Origin of the sequence: Candidatus Regiella endosymbiont of Tuberolachnus salignus, from assembly GCF_964020115.1 — a bacterium.
Lineage (GTDB): Bacteria > Pseudomonadota > Gammaproteobacteria > Enterobacterales > Enterobacteriaceae > Regiella > Regiella insecticola.
In genome coordinates, this window is record NZ_OZ026542.1 from 446,438 (window position 1) to 465,761 (window position 19,324).

General features: G+C 43.6%; 16 protein-coding genes and 2 pseudogenes. 5 read left to right on the forward strand and 13 right to left on the reverse strand.

Features of this window, described 5'->3' with window-relative positions; genetic code table 11:
* Window positions 1-26 precede the first annotated feature (26 nt).
* A complete protein-coding gene (gene tpiA / locus AACL30_RS02355) occupies window positions 27-806 on the forward strand; it encodes a triose-phosphate isomerase (protein ID WP_339057685.1) in 780 nt (259 codons plus the stop codon).
* On the opposite strand, the gene AACL30_RS02360 is transcribed toward tpiA, so the two are convergent.
* On the reverse strand, window positions 772-933 hold the full coding sequence (locus AACL30_RS02360; protein ID WP_339057686.1) for a hypothetical protein: 162 nt from the start codon (window positions 931-933) through the stop codon (window positions 772-774). The two genes, tpiA and AACL30_RS02360, sit on opposite strands and share 35 nt — an antisense overlap.
* Before the next feature lie 140 nt (window positions 934-1,073).
* Entirely contained in the window at window positions 1,074-2,126 is a 1,053-nt protein-coding gene (locus AACL30_RS02365) for a hypothetical protein (RefSeq protein ID WP_339057687.1), read from the reverse strand.
* A gap of 278 nt (window positions 2,127-2,404) precedes the next feature.
* Here AACL30_RS02365 and AACL30_RS02370 point away from each other — a divergent pair, with 278 nt between their 5' ends.
* Complete coding sequence (locus AACL30_RS02370; RefSeq protein WP_339057688.1) at window positions 2,405-2,710, forward strand: hypothetical protein; 306 nt, start codon at window positions 2,405-2,407, stop codon at window positions 2,708-2,710.
* On the opposite strand, the gene AACL30_RS02375 is transcribed toward AACL30_RS02370, so the two are convergent.
* Both AACL30_RS02375 and AACL30_RS16290 read right to left on the reverse strand, forming a co-directional pair.
* The gene (locus tag AACL30_RS02375; RefSeq protein ID WP_339057689.1) at window positions 2,639-2,947 is read right to left on the reverse strand and encodes a hypothetical protein; all 309 of its coding nucleotides are present in this window, start codon (window positions 2,945-2,947) and stop codon (window positions 2,639-2,641) included. The two genes, AACL30_RS02370 and AACL30_RS02375, sit on opposite strands and share 72 nt — an antisense overlap.
* Window positions 2,946-3,086: pseudogene (locus tag AACL30_RS16290) on the reverse strand (IS5/IS1182 family transposase); the annotation flags it as partial. The gene AACL30_RS02375 and the pseudogene AACL30_RS16290, both read right to left, overlap by 2 nt.
* A gap of 545 nt (window positions 3,087-3,631) precedes the next feature.
* On the opposite strand from AACL30_RS16290, the gene AACL30_RS02380 reads away from it, so the two are divergent.
* Window positions 3,632-4,621, forward strand: coding sequence for a transposase (locus AACL30_RS02380; protein ID WP_339057690.1), 990 nt, complete (start codon window positions 3,632-3,634; stop codon window positions 4,619-4,621).
* A 351-nt stretch (window positions 4,622-4,972) separates the two neighbouring features.
* On the opposite strand, the gene AACL30_RS02385 is transcribed toward AACL30_RS02380, so the two are convergent.
* The 4 genes from AACL30_RS02385 to AACL30_RS02400 all read right to left on the reverse strand — a co-directional run bounded on the left by AACL30_RS02385 (window position 4,973) and on the right by AACL30_RS02400 (window position 9,133).
* Window positions 4,973-5,392 carry a hypothetical protein gene (locus AACL30_RS02385; RefSeq protein ID WP_339057691.1) on the reverse strand — a complete coding sequence of 140 codons (420 nt, stop codon included), beginning with the start codon at window positions 5,390-5,392 and terminating at the stop codon, window positions 4,973-4,975.
* A 271-nt stretch (window positions 5,393-5,663) separates the two neighbouring features.
* Complete coding sequence (locus AACL30_RS02390) at window positions 5,664-8,420, reverse strand: inverse autotransporter beta domain-containing protein (protein WP_339057692.1); 2,757 nt, start codon at window positions 8,418-8,420, stop codon at window positions 5,664-5,666.
* Window positions 8,421-8,545: 125 nt separating this feature from the next.
* The gene (locus tag AACL30_RS02395) at window positions 8,546-8,932 is read right to left on the reverse strand and encodes a hypothetical protein (RefSeq protein WP_339057693.1); all 387 of its coding nucleotides are present in this window, start codon (window positions 8,930-8,932) and stop codon (window positions 8,546-8,548) included.
* A 15-nt stretch (window positions 8,933-8,947) separates the two neighbouring features.
* Complete coding sequence (locus tag AACL30_RS02400) at window positions 8,948-9,133, reverse strand: hypothetical protein (protein WP_339057694.1); 186 nt, start codon at window positions 9,131-9,133, stop codon at window positions 8,948-8,950.
* A 1,482-nt stretch (window positions 9,134-10,615) separates the two neighbouring features.
* On the opposite strand from AACL30_RS02400, the gene rfaC reads away from it, so the two are divergent.
* Together rfaC and rcsB are read left to right on the forward strand one after the other, a co-directional pair.
* The gene (rfaC, locus tag AACL30_RS02405) at window positions 10,616-11,581 is read left to right on the forward strand and encodes a lipopolysaccharide heptosyltransferase RfaC (RefSeq protein ID WP_339057695.1); all 966 of its coding nucleotides are present in this window, start codon (window positions 10,616-10,618) and stop codon (window positions 11,579-11,581) included.
* Between the two features lie 222 nt (window positions 11,582-11,803).
* Window positions 11,804-12,430, forward strand: a pseudogene (gene rcsB / locus AACL30_RS02410) (response regulator transcription factor RcsB); the annotation flags it as partial.
* Between the two features lie 157 nt (window positions 12,431-12,587).
* On the opposite strand, the gene sthA reads toward rcsB, so the two are convergent.
* The 5 genes from sthA to nrdA all read right to left on the reverse strand — a co-directional run bounded on the left by sthA (window position 12,588) and on the right by nrdA (window position 19,013).
* A complete protein-coding gene (sthA, locus tag AACL30_RS02415) occupies window positions 12,588-13,991 on the reverse strand; it encodes a Si-specific NAD(P)(+) transhydrogenase (protein ID WP_339057696.1) in 1,404 nt (467 codons plus the stop codon).
* 21 nt (window positions 13,992-14,012) lie between these two features.
* On the reverse strand, window positions 14,013-15,182 hold the full coding sequence (locus AACL30_RS02420) for an IscS subfamily cysteine desulfurase (RefSeq protein WP_339057697.1): 1,170 nt from the start codon (window positions 15,180-15,182) through the stop codon (window positions 14,013-14,015).
* Between the two features lie 132 nt (window positions 15,183-15,314).
* On the reverse strand, window positions 15,315-15,575 hold the full coding sequence (gene yfaE / locus AACL30_RS02425; RefSeq protein WP_339057698.1) for a class I ribonucleotide reductase maintenance protein YfaE: 261 nt from the start codon (window positions 15,573-15,575) through the stop codon (window positions 15,315-15,317).
* A 3-nt stretch (window positions 15,576-15,578) separates the two neighbouring features.
* Window positions 15,579-16,709, reverse strand: a complete 1,131-nt coding sequence (nrdB, locus tag AACL30_RS02430) for a class Ia ribonucleoside-diphosphate reductase subunit beta (RefSeq protein WP_339057699.1) — start codon at window positions 16,707-16,709, stop codon at window positions 15,579-15,581.
* Window positions 16,710-16,724: 15 nt separating this feature from the next.
* Window positions 16,725-19,013, reverse strand: a complete 2,289-nt coding sequence (nrdA, locus tag AACL30_RS02435) for a class 1a ribonucleoside-diphosphate reductase subunit alpha (RefSeq protein WP_339057700.1) — start codon at window positions 19,011-19,013, stop codon at window positions 16,725-16,727.
* Window positions 19,014-19,324 lie beyond the last annotated feature (311 nt).

Below are 19,324 nucleotides of genomic sequence, written 5' to 3' on the forward strand. Positions count from 1 at the left end.
AAGCAAAAAAATCTGGAGAAATAAACATGTATCGTCGTCCACTGGTTATGGGGAACTGGAAATTAAACGGTAGTCAGCAAATGGTTGCAAAATTAATTACTGAATTACGTACAACATTGAGTGGGATCCAGAATTGTAGTGTTGCCATTGCGCCCCCAATGGTTTATCTCGCTCAAGCTCGAGCTCAGCTGGTGGATGGGGGTGACAATATTTCTCTGGCAGCACAAAATGTCGATGTTAATCTCAAAGGGGCTTTTACTGGAGAGATTGCGGCTTCAATGCTAAAAGAGATCGGGGTAAAGTACGTTATTATTGGTCATTCTGAACGTCGTACTTATCACCATGAAAATGATGAAATCATCGCTAAAAAGTTTGCCGTATTGAAGAGCGAGGGATTGATTCCTGTGCTTTGTATCGGCGAATCTCAGGCTGAAAATGAAGCTGGACAAACTGAAACCGTTTGTAAGAGGCAATTGGATACGGTATTAGAGACACTCGGTGTCAAAGCCTTCGAAAACGCCGTCATCGCTTATGAGCCGGTTTGGGCGATTGGTACTGGCCTATCAGCAACGCCACAACAGGCGCAGAAGACACATAAATTTATTCGCGATTGCATTGCACAACAAAATGCTCAGGTGGCTGAAAAAATAATTATTCAATATGGTGGTTCTGTTAATGCTAATAATGCGGCAGAATTGTTTAAGCAGCCGGATATTGATGGTGCCTTGGTTGGCGGTGCTTCACTCGAGGCAGATAAATTTATCGACATTGTTAAAGCGGCGGAAAATACTCAGCAATCTCAATGAAGTTTGTTATATACCCTTCGCCTTTCAAGTTACAGCTTTGTTGTCTGCGGGTGCTCGCCGAATCACGTAGTAGGTCTACGCTCATCGGTCGGTCGCCCTTGCCGCCTTGCCGTAACTCGAAATTCATTGGGTATAGACTACCTGATTCGGCGAACACCCGGAGCCAACAACGTGACAGCTTTAAAGGCGAAGGGTAGAGAGGGAGTGAAGTTAATGCGCACGGTACACAGCAACCTTCGTAATGAGTACAAGAGATTGCGAGAAGCGTTAAGAGAAAGTGGATTTTTTAGCAACAAATCCCGCGTCATATAGGCTAATATCCCCCTCTCCTATAGAGCCGATAAACCCCTTGAGTGTTTGAATTAATTTTTCATGTGGATCAGAAAGATCAACTTTACAATGTTTTCGCCTTTGGCTATCAATCAAATAGGCTTGATTATTGATGGTCACAACATTGCAGATATGCTCGCGTGTCGGGCGGAAAAAAGAACGCCCCCAGCTTGTGTTCTGTGGGATCACTAGGACGCCATTTATATTCTTTTTATTTTTTGCGAGTTTGATAGCAAGTTGTTGAATAGAACCACAACACTTAAGCTCCATATTTTTTATTCCGAGCTCGGTAGCGTCAGCCCCTTTCGCCTTAGGCATGGCACGGTGTAATATTTTTGTTTGCACGGTATCAACCACTGATTTAGCACAAGAGGCAGAGTTAGTTTGTCCTACACCATAAATACCAAATAATTTTTCAGCCAGCCAAGCGATAAGCTTTAACCTGATCACTGGTTTGCCATAACGATTCACTTCTTTTAATAGAACGTTTTTAATATAACAATCATCAATACCATTTTTAGCGTTTGTTTTTGTTAATAAATGCTCTGTATCTGTAGTGTTAGCATTTTCATCAAAGTGGATACTCACAAAATCTTCATTATCATAATCTACCATTGACTGATGAAATTGATAATCACTAAGATTAATACTTTTTTCTAATGTTGTGGTATCACCAAACTCTCCGCGAGTACGACTAAAAAGCTCTAGGCAAGGACTCGTAGAGCCATGACATTTGATTACTGCCAGTCTATTATTTTTTTTATATTCTTCTAGCGTGTATTGTATTGGTTCAATCATTTCATTTCTTATTAACCCTTTGTTAACGAGGGAATCGGTGACGCTACTTGTTGAAAAATGTGGCTCTCTTATTGAAGTGCGAGATCCTTCATCACCGATACAAAGTAAGATCTTATTTGACTCGCTAGAATGACCCCCTTCACCGGTTTGAGGAATGGATAATATAGGCAAACTCACTGACATATTAATCATAATAAGCCCCTTCCCAAAAAAGCCTCGTTATATTTAAGGGTAGTAGATAGCCGTAATAAGTAATAATTACTTGTTCATATCTAATAGAAAATGACTTTTTATGAAAATGGGCATGGTGAATCGGATCCTGATAGTCCATGAGACGATTGATTGGGGGGATATATGGAAACCCTGAAGAACCGATAATGAATGCTATATTTTGAGCTAATAGCGTTAATTCTTAACGTCATGTAATAAAAAAGGAAATTAATGCACTCTTTTTTTACGGTATATACCCAATGAATTTCGAGTTACGGCAAGGTGGCAAGGGCGACCGACCGATGAGCGTAGACATACTACGTGATTCGGCGAGCACCCGCAGACAACAAAGCCGTAACTTGAAAGGCGAAGGGTATAAGAGACGGCGGATACACTTTTTTTCAGTATCAATGGAAAATCAGGGGTTACAGAGCAGGATTTTTCTAGCGAGAAAGAGATTGGTCAAAGCAAATAAGCTGAATAATTGCGCCGTATTAGTAGCACTGATTACCTTTACGGGTGGCTTTCATGTCTGGCTCACGAGTATTTTGCCGGTTTTGAGTTGAACTGGGTGCATCAATAATCGTAGCATCGACAATGCTACCCCGTTTGATAAATAGCTGAAGCGAAGCTAAATGCGTATTAATTTCTTCAAACAGCGCTTCGCTTAAATGATGTTTTTCCAGCCAATGACGAAAATGCAGGATAGTGGGATCGGAGGGAATGGCATCGACACATACCCCCCGCAAATTGACGTAATAAGGGGATGTCGTATAACGCTTCTTCCATCGATAAATCAGCATAATTAAATCCATTCTGTAAAAAATAAATCCGCAGCATCACTTCTAACGGTTTCGCCGGTCTGCCGCCTTTAGAGCTTGCCTTGGGGTAATGACGACTGAGTTTGGCCAGAATCTTTTCCCAGGGAACTATCCTATTCATTTGCGCTTAAAAGTCGGCTCGTCTCGTCGATTTCGTTTTCATTTCACTATTAACCTAAAAAAATTATTGCTAACAGAATAGACTACTTTTAGCGGTTTTTCAGGGTTTCCATACTTTAGATTGACCATTTTTTTGCTACTTTAAAATGGGCTCTTCCGCAAATAATGTTGGTGCTGAACGTCGTAGCTAACTGAGATATAAATCATTTTCTGACTTTTTATCTATTGAAAATGATCATGCTCAAAAAATTACTCGCTCTCCCTCGAAAGTGGGGGATCGCCGATTATTCTTTAAGTGATCGGCGGGTTGAACTGTTGCTTCAACATCGCAAACATTCTGCGTATTGTCCCCAATGCAATATGAAAAGCCGCTGTCGTTACGGCTTTACTCACCGACGACTTCAGCATTTACCCTGTGGAGGAAAGACCCTGATACTATGCTTTCGTCTTCAGCGATTTTGTTGCACCAACAGCAGATGTCGGCAATGAACGTTTCAGGAATCAATCTCGACACTGGCACCCCGATGGCAACGAAGTTCCAGGCAGTTGGTAGAACTGACAACCCGTCTGGCTTATTCATTCGGGGTCAGAGTCAGTGGAGATACCCTCATACGCAGAATAATGCAACTTCCGCTCTCGGAGCCTGAGCAACTTACCCATATTGGTGTGGATGACTGGGCATGGAAGAAGGGGCATCACTATGGGACTATTATTGTTGCTCAGAGCACGCACCGGCCGGTTGCGTTACTTTCTGGTCGTTCAGCTACCTCTCTGGCGGAATGGCTGAAAACAAGACCGGAAATAAAAATAATTACTCGTGACAGGGCGGTGGCTTATGCTGATGGCGCCAAAACCGGTGCTCCACAGACGATACAGATTGCCGACCGCTGGCATCTTATCCGCAATGCGAGTGATCATTTTGAACGTTTTCTGAAACGTCACTGGGTCGCTGTGAAGGAAACCTACCACGCCATAAAAACCCAGGCGCTGGCTGCTTTGCAATCAGCGCCTATCATCACGGTTTCTCCACAGCAGGAGACAGCCACCCAGCAACAACGCCGTCTCTTGTTTGAGCATGTCAGCGTACTGAAAAATAAAGGCATGGCACAAACAGAAATTGCGTTAACAGCCGGTATCAGTGACAAGACGGTTCGCCGATGGCTACAGACAGGCGGCTCTCCATTATGCGGTAAACGACCTCGTCCACGTCAAGTCATTGGCTTCAATGAGCAAACCTGGCTCAGAGAACAAGGGAATAGCGGTTGTCATAATGCTGCGTTACTGTTCCGCAAACTGAAAACACGAGGCTATGTTGGGGGAAGCGCAACAGTCCGCTCCTTGGTAAGTCAGTGGCGGTATACTTCGGCAGAAGTACTCCAGTATCCGCCTATGCCAAGGCTAAAACAGGTTATGCAATGGCTGACCTCTCCTTTAAATCTTGACAAGAGCGGAGCGGCGACATGGGTTCAACGATTTGTCCAGAAGTTACTGACTTTGTGCCCGGCGCTTAATGTAGGGTGCAAACTGACCAAGTAAGATGTTAGGATACGAAATACTTTGCTCGGCATTTTGACCTAATTTCGATTGATTTTTATTGTAAATAAAATACAGTAGCTATTCGCAAAATAGCCACATTAATAGCCGAATCAGCTTAATTTGATTCTGTGTTATCGTCGCTTGCCGTACTATTTATACTGTCTGTGCTCCACTGCCTTGCATCAAATCAAATTAAGCTGATTCGGCTATATCCTCTCGAACTGTGCGTATTATCATCAGAACGATCACCCAATAACACCGCAAAAAAAGCAACATGTTAACCCCCTGCTGCTTAATGCGACAAATCTCGAAAAAGCACCTTTTATCTCAAAAATACCGGTGATGTTTTTTTCAGATGGTTGAAATCACTTTCATCCGTTGACTGAGTTCGATAAACGTCTGGCTCTTCACTCGCTCACATATCAGGTTTAGTTTGTCTTTCAGCGTCAGACTCATCAATTCTGCCGGATCTTTTTCCAGCAGATCCCGGTGCTTTTGGTAATAGGAGTAAGAATTACGGATTTTATCGAACTGAGCATTGTACTTAGAATAGGCAGACGGGTTAAGTTTTTGGAGTAGGGTGAAGTTGTCCATGCACTGGCTACTATCAGTTTTAGGGGCAGTAGTACCCTTATCACCCTCTACTGCTGCGCTGGAAGGGGAAAGGGGTTGCACAACTTTATTTGCTTTTGGGGCACAACCGGAAAGCGTGATCAGGGTAACGAGAGCCAAAACGGAAAGTGAAATAAAACGTTGCGGTAACGTCGGCATATATGTTCCTCAAAATAGGTTAAGTGAAAAAAGTACGGAATTATTTCCCTGGAGCGAAAAATGAGTAATCGTGGCTGGCGATAACGCCGCCAATTAAAGCGCCCTGAAAAGCGTATGTCAACACATACAAATGCATTTACATTTCATCGTCCTTCAAGTTGTCGCTAGGCGGCCTACACATAAAAAAACCCCATGTATCAACATGGGGTTTTTAAGCACGCTACCGTGTTCTGTCGGTGCGTTCTACTATCGCCTCCTTAGCAAGTTGAATTTATTTGACGCAGACATAATTTGACGTCCCGAAGACGGCGACTGCTGGTTTATTCATATTCGTATCTGAATGGAAATCTCCCCCCATCTTGAAGCCGGCAAGGTAATACCATTGGTTTACAAATTCACCGGATACAGTCATGTCCTTAAAATCACCCTTACCATTTACACTTACGAAGTCATCATTTACATTCTTCTCGCTAGCCACCCTACCGCCGCCGAATCGACTACAGTTACTCATCGCGATTTTCTCATTGTTTGTTGGATGATCTGTGAGCATCGTCCAGTAATGCTTCCCTCCTACATTAAGGACTGCACGCACGGTGACGGTGGTTTCCCCGTTTACTGTGATTCCTTTTGCATTTCCTGTTGCCGTGACTAATGCCTCACCATTTGAGGTGTGTTCGGGAGACTCGAATAGCGGAGCCTTCAGCGTGGCTGTTGCTCTGCCCTTTCTGTCCGTGGGGTCTTTGCCGACAGTTACTGTGCCCAGTGAGGTTTCCCATTTCAGGGAATAATTGGATATCGGGTTTTTGTTCATATCCATCACCGTTGCCGTCAGCTTGGTGGTTTCCACGCCCGTGCCGGTAATCTTCTGCTTGGCTGACACCACCGTTATCTCCGCAGTGCTCACATCGGCGATGAACTGCACCACAGGCGCCTTCCTGTCCTTCTTCCTGACTGTTGCCGTCACGGTCGCTTTTTCCGCTACCGTGTGGCTCAGCTCAATGGTGGCGATACCATTCTCGTCCGTTGTACTGGTGCCCTTTTCCAGCGTGCCTACGTCGGTACTCCAGACAACCTCATAGTCGGGAAGAATATTGCCGCGGGCGTCTGTGACCTTCGCCGTGTAGGTCGCCACCTCAGTGCCGTCGGCAACAACCTCTTTTTTGTCCACCTTCAGGTCGCCGCTGGCTATATGTGCAGATGTGATGTCTGCTGTGAATTTCACCTCAGGCGCGTTCGCTGCTGGCTTTTCGTTGGTGTTGGCGCTCACCTTGGCAATGCCCATCACCGTTGAGGTCAGCTGGATGGTCGCCTTACCGTCTTTGTCGGTAACGCTCGAAGACCCACTCAGCTTGCCCAGATCAGTCTTCCAGTTCACATCCTGACCCTCAACCGGATTGCCCTTAGCATCTGTTACCGACGCGGTATAGGTGACGATGTCAGTGCCACTTGCTGGGGCACTTTCTTTGTCCACCGTCAGATTACCATAGATGTTGGCAGTACTCTCTTCCACATGCAGCAGCGTCTCTGCCTGCTCTGTACTGTTTCCTTTCACGTCAGTTGCCACCGCTGTCAAACGGTAAGTATTGTTTCCTCCCGCCTTCCATTTTGGAAGCTTGACCTTAGCCTGTGTCACTGAGTCGCCAGACGTAACTGCGCCTCCGGCAGCTAGCAAGTCCGGTGACTGCCAGTCTACTTTCTTGATACCATGCTTAGCCCATACGGTCGCATTAACCCGTACTATAGATCGTGCTTGACCGGTCAAGGAGGCAGGCAAAGTCAGTGAAATCATCGGCTGCTTACGGTATTGCATCACAATGTTGTAGTTACGATCGACAAAATCATAGCGACTGCCCGCAAGGCTGCGCATCAACTTCACATTTTCCCCGTCAAACTGCACACTCAGTGGCTGCCCAAACTGGTAGTTAAGCTGCAGCTTCGCTATGGTTTCACTGATCGAACCCGATTTATGTCCTACACTCATGGTGACAAGCGGGAACGGCGTATAATTCACCGAACTGGTCAAAGCATAGGGTGCATCGTGCAGGGAGTCAGGGGAGGCATCTCTTTTTATTGAGACATTTTTGCCAAAATATTTCTCGTATGCCAACTCTCCGCCAATTTTCGGAAAGGACGGAAGCCAGAACTTCCCGCGCAGATCATACCCGTTTGCCGGACGCTCATCATAGTCTTCCATATTTTTCAGTGGAGACTGATGCCAGTCCGTTATGCGGAAGTAGCGGTTCGCTGACAGGCTCAGGTAGTCAGTTCTTGCTTCAACACCGGCGCCCCATCGTGCGTTCCCGCCGGTGTGGTCATAGTCGTAGAAACTATTCACCCCTAGCATCCATTGTTTGCTGGGGTAATATCGCCAGCCTAACCCGGCATTCCAGGTATTTCGCTCTCTGTCAAGTCGAACACCTGCTTGCCCGAAGATAAGGTGATTTTTGGTATCCCATGCAGGGATCAGCACATCTGCGCTGCCTTTCGCCGGATAGCTAAAAGACACTCGGGCATTACCCTTATGGGATAACCAGTCACGGACAGCATCTTCAGCCATCCGGTTCGCCATACCCGTCACCTGACTCGTAGCGAAGTCTCTGGTTGCACGGTTAGTATCAGGCGAAGACATGACGCCCCATAGATTCTCGAAGTTTCCCTGCCAACGTTGCACGTCAGTTTCTTCATGGTTACGTGTCGTATTAGGCACTTCAGATTTTGCCGTATCAGTACCCAATGAAGGCAGTGAATGTACTTTTCGCGAAGAGCTACTCTTTTTAGAGTGAGAGCTACTCTTTTTAGCATGGCGGGGATGAATAGCCTTTTTCTTGGCCAGGTGTTTGTTTCCTTCTGTTACAGACATATTGCTGTCTGTGTCGAGAGCGCTTTCTGCCATGAGTTTCCTCATCTCACTGGTTTCTGCGGCCTGTGCCAACGGCATATAAAGAGGCAGTATCAGAGAGGTGAAAAACCAGTTAATAAGCAGCCAGAAAGATATTCTTTTTTTAACAAGGGGGGACAACCAGTTCATGATGCTTTTCCCTTAAAGTCAATCGGATATTTAATCAGTCAGGCGAAAAAAAGCCTTCCATCTAAGAAATACAGATGATGTTTTTCAGATGATTGAAATCACTTCAGAAATGCAGGTGATGTTTTTCAGATGGTTGAAATCACTTTCATCCGTTGATGATGTTCGATAAACGTTTGACTCTTCACTCGCTCGCATATCATGTTTAGTTTGTCGTTCAGGTTCAGCTCTATCAACTCTGAGGGGTCTTTCTCCAGCAGCCCCCGATTTTTTTGGTAATAGGTATAAGACTCATCTATTTTGCCGAACTGAGCCTTGTACTTAGTATAGGCAGACGGGTTAAGCTTTTTGAGTAGGGTGAAATTGTTCATGCATTGGTTGCTGCTACCCGTTTCAGTGGTAGGACGGGAAGGTTGCACAGTTTTATTTGCTTTCGGGGCACAACCGGGAAGAATGGTCATAGTAACGAGAGCCAAAACGGAAAGTGAAATAAAACGTTGCGGTAATGTCGGCATATATGTTCCTCAAAATTAGGTTAAGTGAAAAAGTACAAAACTATTTCCCTGGAGCAAAAAATGAGTAATAGTGGCCGGCAACAACGCTGCCCGTTTTAGACGCCCTGAAAGGCGTATGTCAACACATACTGAAATGCATTTGTACCCTTTGCCTTTAAAGCCGCCGCGTTGTTGGTTGCGGGGGAGTCGTCCGACGTTCATCGGTCTCACGCCCTGACCGCGACGCTGCAACTTGAAGGACAGTGGGTATACATTTTCATGTAAATCTACCTCTGAATGGGTAGTTTATTTTTAGTCCTGACCTGTGCCACTTAGTCCCAATCATTATTTTTTCGACAAATCAGCTATTTTATTGCTTATTGCTGTTTATAGATGATTCGTTCTAAAACCGGATTTTTCGATGATTTATAAAATTCTAAAAATAAAATCCTTAATTTTATAAGTTACCTTTCCGAAATTTTCGACGAACGCGGGTTAATAAAGTCCATTAAGATTTAACATGGGTTGAATTTTTTGTTTGAATTTGACCAACTGCCACTAAGATCACTGGATTACATATTGATATTGTCATAATACCTTCCTCCTAATTATCTAAGATGTATCTTTTTATATTCAGTTATATGCCTAACCCTGCTTATCCTTTACAGACGGATATAACTAAATCATTTTAATTTGATTCTGTGTTGTCGTCGCTTACCGTACTATTTGTACTGTCTGTACTCCTGTCGTCTTGAATCAAATTAAACTGACTCGGCTATAACATTAGGCTGATTATCCAAACCAATATCTAAGTCATTCACCATCTCTATATAATAATACGTAGTGAAACTTGTGAAATTACTATAGATTGAGTTTATTATTGTTACAAATTTTTATTCCAATTATTTTTATGTAGTTTTGAATTTCTTTACATTAACAATGTATTGAGCTTTCTTTCTACGGGTCAACAGACAGGAAAATATATAAGGAAAACATAAAAAAGTGGGGAGAAAATCCTATGAAGAAAATACAAATCGCGACTTTAATTGTGAACATTTTCATTGCAAGATAATTGATGAGGAGCACTTCCGAAAGCGTATTGTACACTTCGGGGATTCGATTGATTGCCGCCTTGCCATAACTCGAAATTCATTGGGTATATGACCCCATCTCTAGGTAATCGCCGCTCTTTCATTGACGATATAGCTGAATCAGTCTAATTTGATTCAAGGCGACAGGAGCACAGACAGTACAAATATACCCACAGCCCTTGAAGTTGCCGCTAGGCGGCCATTCAAAGGCGAAGGGTATAGTACGGTAAGCGACGACAACACAAAATCAAATTAAACTGATTTGGCTATACTCAGTACCAGTCTCTAGATTACCTCAAATGGGCAGGCAGTATTTACGGAGATAGCTGTGGAAAAGACACGAAATAACATGACTGACTTTTAGAGAATAACCTTATATCTGTTGCCTAATAAAAAAGAATTTTATTAGACAAGCAACGAGAATATTGATGTACAATGACAAAAATAACAGGTCAAAATGAAAAGACGAGATAATTGATAAATAATGACCAAAACATTGCCTTTCGTTGCCTGTTATTTTATCTAAAATAATACATCTACTTGTTTTAAATAATTTAATTTATTTTATTTTTGAACAGCTATTCGCCAAATAGCCCGCAAGAGAGACAGATTGATGCATGTTTTGCTAGTAAAAACTTCCTCAATGGGGGATGTGTTACATACGTTGCCCGCCGTAACCGATGCAATGAAAGCAATACCCGATCTCCGTATCGATTGGGTCATCGAAGAGCAATTTTCTCAAATCCCAAGTTGGCACCCAATCGTTGATCAAGTCATTCCTGTTGCCATCCGTCGGTGGCGCAAAAACTGGTTCGCTCGTCATATTCGTCAGGAGCGTTACGCCTTTATAAACAAGATACAGCAGCGGCACTATGACCTGATAATCGATGCACAAGGGTTATTGAAAAGTGCTGCGTTAGTGACACGTTTTGCTAAAGGGAACAAACATGGCCCGGATTATAAAAGTGCCCGCGAGTCATTTGCTAGCTGGTTTTATCACTGTCGCCATGCCATCGATAATCAACAGCATGCGGTAGAGCGTACCCGCCAGCTCTTTGCTAAGAGTTTTAATTATGAACGACCTCAAAGCAAGGGGGATTATGGCATTGCCCAACATTTTCTCTATCGATCAGAGGCAACGACGGCGCCCTATTTAGTATTTTTACATGCGACAACCCGCAGCAATAAATATTGGCCAGAAGCGCATTGGATCCAACTGATTCAATGGGTACAGGCAACAGACCTGAAGATCAAACTACCTTGGGGAAATGAGCATGAACATCAGCGAGCGATACGTTTGGCAGGCGATTTCCCTCATGTCGAGGTGTTGCCAAAACTTCCATTGCAACAAATAGCCGAAATTTTATTCAATGCCACGGCGGTGGTTTCTGTTGATACTGGACTAAGTCATCTTACTGCGGCATTAGATCGTCCTAATATCACGTTATTTGGCCCAACGGATCCGGCTTTAATCGGTGGTTATGGAAAAAACCAGATCGCGCTTACCTCCAAGCATAAAAAGATGCATACGCTTACCGCCTCTATTATCATAACGGAACTGGAAAAAATTATTTCATGAAAGTACTGATCGTAGCGCCTGTTTAAAATTGTTATCACTCGATTTTTTGCAAAATCTATACCCAATGAATTTCGCGTTACGGCAAGGCGGCCAGGGCGACCGACCGATGAGCGTAGACATACCATGAGGCGAACACCCGCAGACAACAAAGCCGTAACTTGAAAGACAAAGAGTATACTCGACGGCGGCGCAGTGCTCGCTGTGTTTTTATTGAGGGATGTCATGGATAAAATTATTAATGTCATTATTGTCGATGATGATCCCATCGTATTATTCGGCATTCGCAAGTCGCTTGAAGATCTTGAGCAAGTGAATATAGTCGCTGAATTTCAAGAATCAACAACATTAATCAATAATTTATCTAAACTTAGTGCCAATATTTTGATTACGGATCTCTCGGTGCCTGGTGGGAAATATGGTGATGGCATTAGACTTATTAAATACATCAAACGTCATTATCCACACCTAATGATCATCATCCTTACTCTCAATAATAATCCAGCGATCCTAAATAATGTTTTAGGACTAGATATTGCTGGCATGGTATTAAAACAAGGTGCCCCAACAGATTTAGCTCAGTTATTTGCTGCTTTACAAAAAGGACAAAGATATATTCCAAAAACCGTTATCAAACTGATAGACAGTATGAATGTGAATAATTACAGCAATAAACCGTTATCACCAAAAGAAAGTGAGGTTTTACGTTTATTCGCTAATGGTTTTCTTGTGACGGAGATTGCTAAAAAGTTTAACCGTAGTATAAAAACAATTAGTAGTCAGAAAAAATCAGCAATGACAAAGTTGGGTGTCGATACTGATATCGACTTACTGAATTACCTTTGTTCTATACCCAATGAATTTCGCGTTACGGCAAGGCGGCAATCAATAGACCTCTTTCCAAACCCTAGTTCGTTATGCGAAGTCAAGGCGCACGGCGCACAGCAACCGGAGTGTACAGACATAGCCAAATCAGTCTAATTTGATTCAAGGCGAAGGGTATAGGCGCTTAAAACAAACGGTTTAAACCATTAAGCGCCGCTACTCGATACGCTTCTGCCATCGTTGGGTAATTAAAAGTCGTATTGACAAAATATTCGATGTTATTACCTTGCCCTTTTTGTTCCATAATCGCCTGGCCAATATGGATAATTTCAGCCGCTCGTTCACCAAAACAGTGAATACCTAAAATCTTTTTATTTTCGCGATGAAATAAAATTTTTAAGCTGCCCTCTTTTATACCAACGATTTGTGCTCTCGCCAGGTGTTTAAATTGTGCTCGGCCAACTTCGTAGGGGACTTTCATTTGTGTCAGCTGTTGTTCCGTTTTACCAACGGAACTGATCTCGGGGATAGTGTAAATCCCAGTTGGGATGTTCTCAATCAAATGAACGCTAGCTTCACCGTAAATAATGGCTTGCGCGGCGATCCTCCCTTGATCATAAGCTGCGGAGGCTAAACTGGGATAACCCACCACATCACCAACGGCATAAATATGAGGCAGGGTGGTTTGATACATGTGGTTGATCTTAAGAAAACCACGTTCATCGGCTTGCAAACCAATATTTTCCAGGCCGATAGCATGTGTATTCCCAGTGCGACCATTGGCGTACAGTAAACAATCCGCTTGCATCTTTTTACCCGATTTTAGATGAAGGATCACCTTGTCTGCCGTTCCTTCAATGCTTTCAAACTCCTCATTATGACGAATGATCACACCATCGTTGGAAAAATGGCAGGAAAGTGCGTCTGACATATCTTGATCGAGAAAGGCCAATAAGTGAGAGCGGGTATTGATCAAATCAACTTTGACACTGAGTCCACGGAAGATAGAAGCATACTCACAACCTATCACCCCAGCGCCATAAATAATAATATTTTTAGGTTGCTGAGTTAGTTGCAAAATAGTGTCACTGTCGTAAATACGTGCATGTGTAAAATCAACGGCTTCAGGGCGATAGGGTTTAGAGCCGGTGGCGATAATAATAAATTTCGCTTCGAGGATATCAGAGCTGTTGTCATCATGATGTACGGCGATCGTTTTGCTATCAATAAAGCGAGCCTCGCCGTATAAAATCTTGCAACCGTTACGATGGTAAAAATCTTGGCGCATACGGACTTGTTCTTTGATCACCCGCGCCGCATGATGCAAAATATCAGCAAAAGAAGGTTTGATGGTGTAGAGATTATCATTATGTAGTAAAGGGTTTTGTCTGAATTCAGTGATACGGCTTACGGTGTGTCGTAGCGCTTTAGAAGGAATGGTGCCCCAGTGTGTACATCCGCCGCCAACACAGTGATAACGTTCAATGATGGCTACCGATTTACCTTGTTTAGCCAGCCCCATTGCCGCACTTTCGCCTCCGGGCCCAGAGCCGATAACGATGGCATCAAAACATTGATATGATTGCATATGAAAACCTTTGATATTAAATCATCGTTTAATGGTAACTTTTCCTTGTCTCAAACGTTGAATCACCTCTTGCAACAACCCAATGGCATAGTCAATTTCTTCTTCAGTGGTAAAACGCCCAAGAGAAAAACGCAGGGTACTGTCAGCCAATGTATTACTGATACCCAGTGCACTCAGGACATGTGAAGGCTCTACACTGGCCGAAGTACAGGCAGAGCCTGCGGAGACGGCTAAATCTTTTAATGCGATCATTAGCGTTTCACCGTTAACATGATCAAAACTGACATTCAAAATGTGAGGAGCCCGTTTTGTTAGCGCGCCATTACAATAAACACCTGCTATTTCTTTGATGCCATGCCATAAGCGGTCACGTAGCTTGGTGAGGCGCGCCGATTCGTCGGCCATTTCTTCCTGAGCAATACGGCAGGCTTCTCCCATACCGACAATTTGATGCACTGGCAGTGTTCCTGAGCGCATACCACGTTCGTGCCCCCCGCCTTGTTGTTGCGCTTTAATCTGTACTTTTGGATGACGGCGCACAAACAGAGCACCTACCCCCATCGGCCCGTACATTTTATGCGCGGAAAAAGACATTAAATCCACTTTTAACTGCGTTAAATCAATCGGCAATTTTCCCACACTTTGTGTTGCATCAACGTGGAAAATGATTTCTCGACTACGGCATAGTTCACCTATCGCTGCAATGTCCTGTATCACACCAATCTCATTGTTCACGTGCATAATAGAAACCAAAATAGTATCAGCGCGCATCACCGCGTTAAGCTGCTGTAAATCTATCATGCCGTCACTTTGTGGGGCTAAATAGCTCACTTCAAAGCCAGTCTGTTCCAGTTGATGACAGCTATCTAGCACCGCTTTATGTTCAGTCTGACAGGTAATAATGTGCTTACCCTTGGTCTGATAAAAATGTGCCGCCCCTTTAATCGCCAGATTATCGGATTCAGTGGCGCCGGAAGTAAAAACGATTTCTCGTGGATCGGCTCCCACCAATGCAGCAATCTGGTTACGTGCGATATCAACGGCTTCTTCTGCTTGCCAACCAAAAAGGTGTGATCGAGAAGCAGGGTTACCAAAGATCCCATCCAAGGTTAAACATTGCATCATTTTTTCAGCCACACGTGGATCGACAGGTGTAGTAGCCGCATAATCTAAATAAATCGGTAATTTCATTACTATTGACTCGATAAATAAATCTTACTTCTATACCCTTCGCCTTCATGGTGTGTCTACGCTCATCGGTCGCCCGCCCTGGCAGCCGAAGGCAATTTCAAAGACAAAGGGTATAATCTCTGGGCGCTAGAATTAAAGATCAATCTCAATATCGCCGCGTGGATAACAACAGCAGGCTAATATTTCGTTATGTTGAATAAAGGCGAGGGGGGAAACTAAATAATCTACTTCGCCTTTGAGCAATGTGAGGCGACATGAGCCACAATAACCCGAGCGACATTGATACTCGACCGGTATCTGATGTTGTTCTAACACTTCGAGCAGGTTATTGCTATCAGCAGGATAATCTAGTTTTACGTCGCGTTTGCGTAAGCTAATGGTCGATTTTTTCATAGATCATAACTCAAAATCGCGGAAATCCTTCTGATCGACTTTAGCATCAATTTGTCCTACCAAATAAGAGCTCACTTCCACTTCTTGTGGTGCTACCTGTACATTATCAGAGGAAAGCCAAGCATTGATCCAGGGGATAGGATTAGAGCGTGTTTTAAAAGGCAGATCCAGCCCCACAGCCTGCATACGAATATTGGTAATATATTCGATATATTGGCAGAGGATCTCTTCATTAAGGCCAATCATTGAGCCATCACGGAACAAATAGGTTGCCCATTCTTTTTCCTGCTCAGCGGCCTTTTTAAATAATTCAAAGCAATCGTTTTGGCATTCTTTAGCAATTTTTGCCATTTCGGGATCATCGCTACCTGCACGCATCAAATTGATGATATGTTGGGTGCCAGTGAGATGAAGCGCTTCATCACGCGCAATCAATTTAATAATTTTGGCATTGCCTTCCATTAGCTTTCGTTCTGCAAAAGCAAAAGAGCAGGCAAAACTGACATAAAAACGTATCGCTTCTAAAGCATTGACACTCATCAAGCAGAGATAAAGCTGTTTTTTCAGCGCACGTAAATTTACTGTTATTGTTTCACTATTAATATGATGCGTCCCCTCACCTAATAGATGGTAATAACTGGTCATTTTGATTAAATCATCATAATAGGCAGAGATATCTTCTGCGCGTTTTAGGATCTCCTCATTGGTGACGATGTCATCGAATATCAGCGAGGGATCGTTAACGATATTGCGGATGATATGGGTGTAAGATCGCGAGTGGATGGTTTCTGAAAATGACCAAGTTTCTATCCAAGTTTCTAATTCAGGAATTGAAACCAGTGGTAATAAAGCCACATTGGGGCTACGCCCCTGAATCGAATCGAGCAAAGTTTGATATTTTAAATTGCTAATAAAAATGTGTTGTTCGTGAGGTGGTAGCTTTTGATAATCCGTTCTATCCTGACTGACATCAATTTCTTCTGGGCGCCAAAAAAAAGAAAGTTGCTGTTCAATTAATTTCTCAAAAATAGCGTATTTTTGTTGATCGAAACGTGCCACGTTAACCGACTGACCAAAAAACATCGGCTCTTTTAGTTGATCATTCTTATTTTGTGAAAATGTACTGTAGGCCATAATGTCCTCTGGCAATTAAATCTTACAGGCACCGCTTTCGCAGTCATCATGGGTTGTTATATCACCCTGTACGTCATCAGCACCATCGCGAGTGTTGTGATAATAAAGCGTTTTTATCCCCAGTTTATAAGCCGTTAACAGATCTTTTAATAATTGTTTCATCGGCACTTTATTGTCGGAGAAACGTGTGGGATCGTAATTGGTATTGGCCGAAATCGCCTGATCAACAAATTTTTGCATGATGCCAACCAATTGCAGATAACCGTCATTATTCGGTATATCCCATAACAGCTGATAATGCTCTTTTAGTCGTTCATATTCTGGCACCACCTGACGCAAAATACCGTCTTTCGACGCCTTGATACTGACGTAACCGCGCGGGGGCTCAATACCGTTAGTGGCATTAGAGATCTGTGATGATGTTTCTGAAGGCATCAGGGCGGAAAGCGTTGAATTACGTAGCCCCCATTGCTTAATATTCTGGCGCAAACCTTCCCAATCAAGATGCAAGGGTTCATTACAAATTTCATCTAGGTATTTTTTATAAGTATCGATCGGTAACAGACCTTGCGCATAAGTAGTTTGATCAAACCATGGGCAAGCCCCTTTTTCACGTGCTAAATCGTTCGATGCTTTTAACAGATAGTACTGAATCGCTTCAAAGGTGCGGTGCGTTAAAGAGTTAGCATTCTTCTTGAGATCGGCGTTGGAATAGCCGACCCCGTTTTTTGCTAAATAATAAGCTAAGTTGATCACGCCAATACCTAAAGTACGCCGTCCCAGCGAGCCATTACGGGCGGCAGCAATGGGATAATCTTGATAATCGAGTAGCGCATCGAGCGCGCGCACGGCTAGTGTGGCTAACTCTTCTAATTCCTCAAGACGATCAATCGCGCCCAAATTAAAAGCAGATAAGGTACAGAGCGCGATTTCACCGGTTTCATCATTGATATCATTTAACGGCTGGGTGGGCAGCGCGATTTCTAAACACAGGTTAGATTGACGGACGGGTGCCACCTTGGCATCAAATGGGCTATGGGTATTACAATGATCTACATTTTGAATATAAATCCGCCCAGTAGACGCGCGTTCTTGCATCATCAAAGAAAATAAATCAACCGCTTTTATCCGTTGCTGACGAATCGTTTGATCTTGCTCATATTTTATGTACAGTCGCTCGAATTCCGTCTGATCTGCAAAGAAAGCGTCGTAAAGCCCCGGCACATCCGATGGGCTAAATAGCGTGATATCTTCGCCTTTTAGCAGGCGTTGATACATTAATTTATTAATTTGCACGCCATAATCCATATGGCGTACGCGGTTATCCTCAACCCCTCGGTTATTTTTTAGTACCAACAAACTTTCTACTTCTAAATGCCATAGCGGATAAAATAAGGTGGCAGCTCCACCGCGTACGCCCCCTTGAGAACAAGATTTCACCGCGGTTTGAAAATATTTATAAAATGGAATGCAACCGGTATGGAAAGCTTCACCGCCGCGAATAGGGCTACCCACTGCCCGAATACGGCCTGCGTTAATACCAATCCCAGCCCGTTGAGAAACATATTTTACGATGGCGCTGGAGGCGGCGTTAATCGAATCCAGACTATCACCGCATTCAATCAATACGCATGAGCTAAATTGACGTGTTGGCGTTCTTACACCTGCCATAATGGGGGTTGGCAACGAGATCTTGAACGTTGATATCGCATTATAAAAACGTTTTATGTAATCGAGACGGCTTTCACGTGGGTAGCCAGAAAATAAACAAGCAGCGACAAGAATATACAGAAACTGGGCGCTTTCGTAGATTTCACCGGTCACCCGATTTTGTACCAAATATTTTCCTTCTAGCTGTTTCACCGCGGCGTAGGAAAAATTGAGATCACGCCAATGATCGATAAAACTCTCCATCTCGGCGAACTCGGCGGCGCTGTAGTCTGCCAACAAATGTTGATCGTACTTTTTCATCGCCACCATTTTTGACACATGTTCAAACAGTGGCGGGGGCTCAAATTGGCCATAGGCCTTTTTACGCAAATGAAAAACCGCCAAACGGGCGGCCAAATATTGATAATCTGGCGCATCAGTGGAGATCAGATCGGCTGCTGCTTTAATGATGGTTTCATGAATATCAGCGGTCTTGATGCCATCATAAAATTGAATATGGGAACGTAGTTCTACTTGAGAGACAGAGACATTGTGTAAGCCTTCTGCTGCCCAATCAACTACCCGATGGATCTTATCAAGATTAATGCGTTCTTTACGGCCATCACGTTTGGTAACAAGTAAGCTTTGATTCATGTGTTTTGGTGCCTTTAAATATGCTGATACCCTTCGCCTTTCAAGTTACGGCTTTGTTGTCTGCGGGTGCTCGCCTCATGGTATGCCTACGCTCATCGGTCTCACCCCCTGGCCGCCTTGCCGTAGCTCGAAATTCATTGGGTATACACCCTATGATTTTGCCCAGATAATCCAGGCAGAGGCGAGTAGGATATAAACACAACATATAGTGGTTATGAGTTGATATGATAACAAGATAATGTGTATTGACCCTTTTTACAAGTGCGAAAAATAGGGGCATGATGTGGATAAATTGCTGTAAGCGATGTGAT

What these genes read in the sequence shown, in the direction of transcription:
- nrdB (WP_339057699.1), bottom strand. Translation starts at nt 16,709, where the DNA reads ATGGCCTACAGTACATTTTCACAAAATAAGAATGATCAACTAAAAGAG.
- AACL30_RS02385 (WP_339057691.1), bottom strand. Translation starts at nt 5,392, where the DNA reads ATGCCGACGTTACCGCAACGTTTTATTTCACTTTCCGTTTTGGCTCTC.
- AACL30_RS02390 (WP_339057692.1), bottom strand. Translation starts at nt 8,420, where the DNA reads ATGAACTGGTTGTCCCCCCTTGTTAAAAAAAGAATATCTTTCTGGCTG.
- AACL30_RS02400 (WP_339057694.1), bottom strand. Translation starts at nt 9,133, where the DNA reads ATGAACGTCGGACGACTCCCCCGCAACCAACAACGCGGCGGCTTTAAA.
- AACL30_RS02395 (WP_339057693.1), bottom strand. Translation starts at nt 8,932, where the DNA reads ATGCCGACATTACCGCAACGTTTTATTTCACTTTCCGTTTTGGCTCTC.
- AACL30_RS02370 (WP_339057688.1), top strand. Translation starts at nt 2,405, where the DNA reads ATGAATTTCGAGTTACGGCAAGGTGGCAAGGGCGACCGACCGATGAGC.
- AACL30_RS02365 (WP_339057687.1), bottom strand. Translation starts at nt 2,126, where the DNA reads ATGATTAATATGTCAGTGAGTTTGCCTATATTATCCATTCCTCAAACC.
- rfaC (WP_339057695.1), top strand. Translation starts at nt 10,616, where the DNA reads ATGCATGTTTTGCTAGTAAAAACTTCCTCAATGGGGGATGTGTTACAT.
- AACL30_RS02360 (WP_339057686.1), bottom strand. Translation starts at nt 933, where the DNA reads ATGAATTTCGAGTTACGGCAAGGCGGCAAGGGCGACCGACCGATGAGC.
- yfaE (WP_339057698.1), bottom strand. Translation starts at nt 15,575, where the DNA reads ATGAAAAAATCGACCATTAGCTTACGCAAACGCGACGTAAAACTAGAT.
- sthA (WP_339057696.1), bottom strand. Translation starts at nt 13,991, where the DNA reads ATGCAATCATATCAATGTTTTGATGCCATCGTTATCGGCTCTGGGCCC.
- AACL30_RS02375 (WP_339057689.1), bottom strand. Translation starts at nt 2,947, where the DNA reads ATGCTGATTTATCGATGGAAGAAGCGTTATACGACATCCCCTTATTAC.
- nrdA (WP_339057700.1), bottom strand. Translation starts at nt 19,013, where the DNA reads ATGAATCAAAGCTTACTTGTTACCAAACGTGATGGCCGTAAAGAACGC.
- tpiA (WP_339057685.1), top strand. Translation starts at nt 27, where the DNA reads ATGTATCGTCGTCCACTGGTTATGGGGAACTGGAAATTAAACGGTAGT.
- AACL30_RS02420 (WP_339057697.1), bottom strand. Translation starts at nt 15,182, where the DNA reads ATGAAATTACCGATTTATTTAGATTATGCGGCTACTACACCTGTCGAT.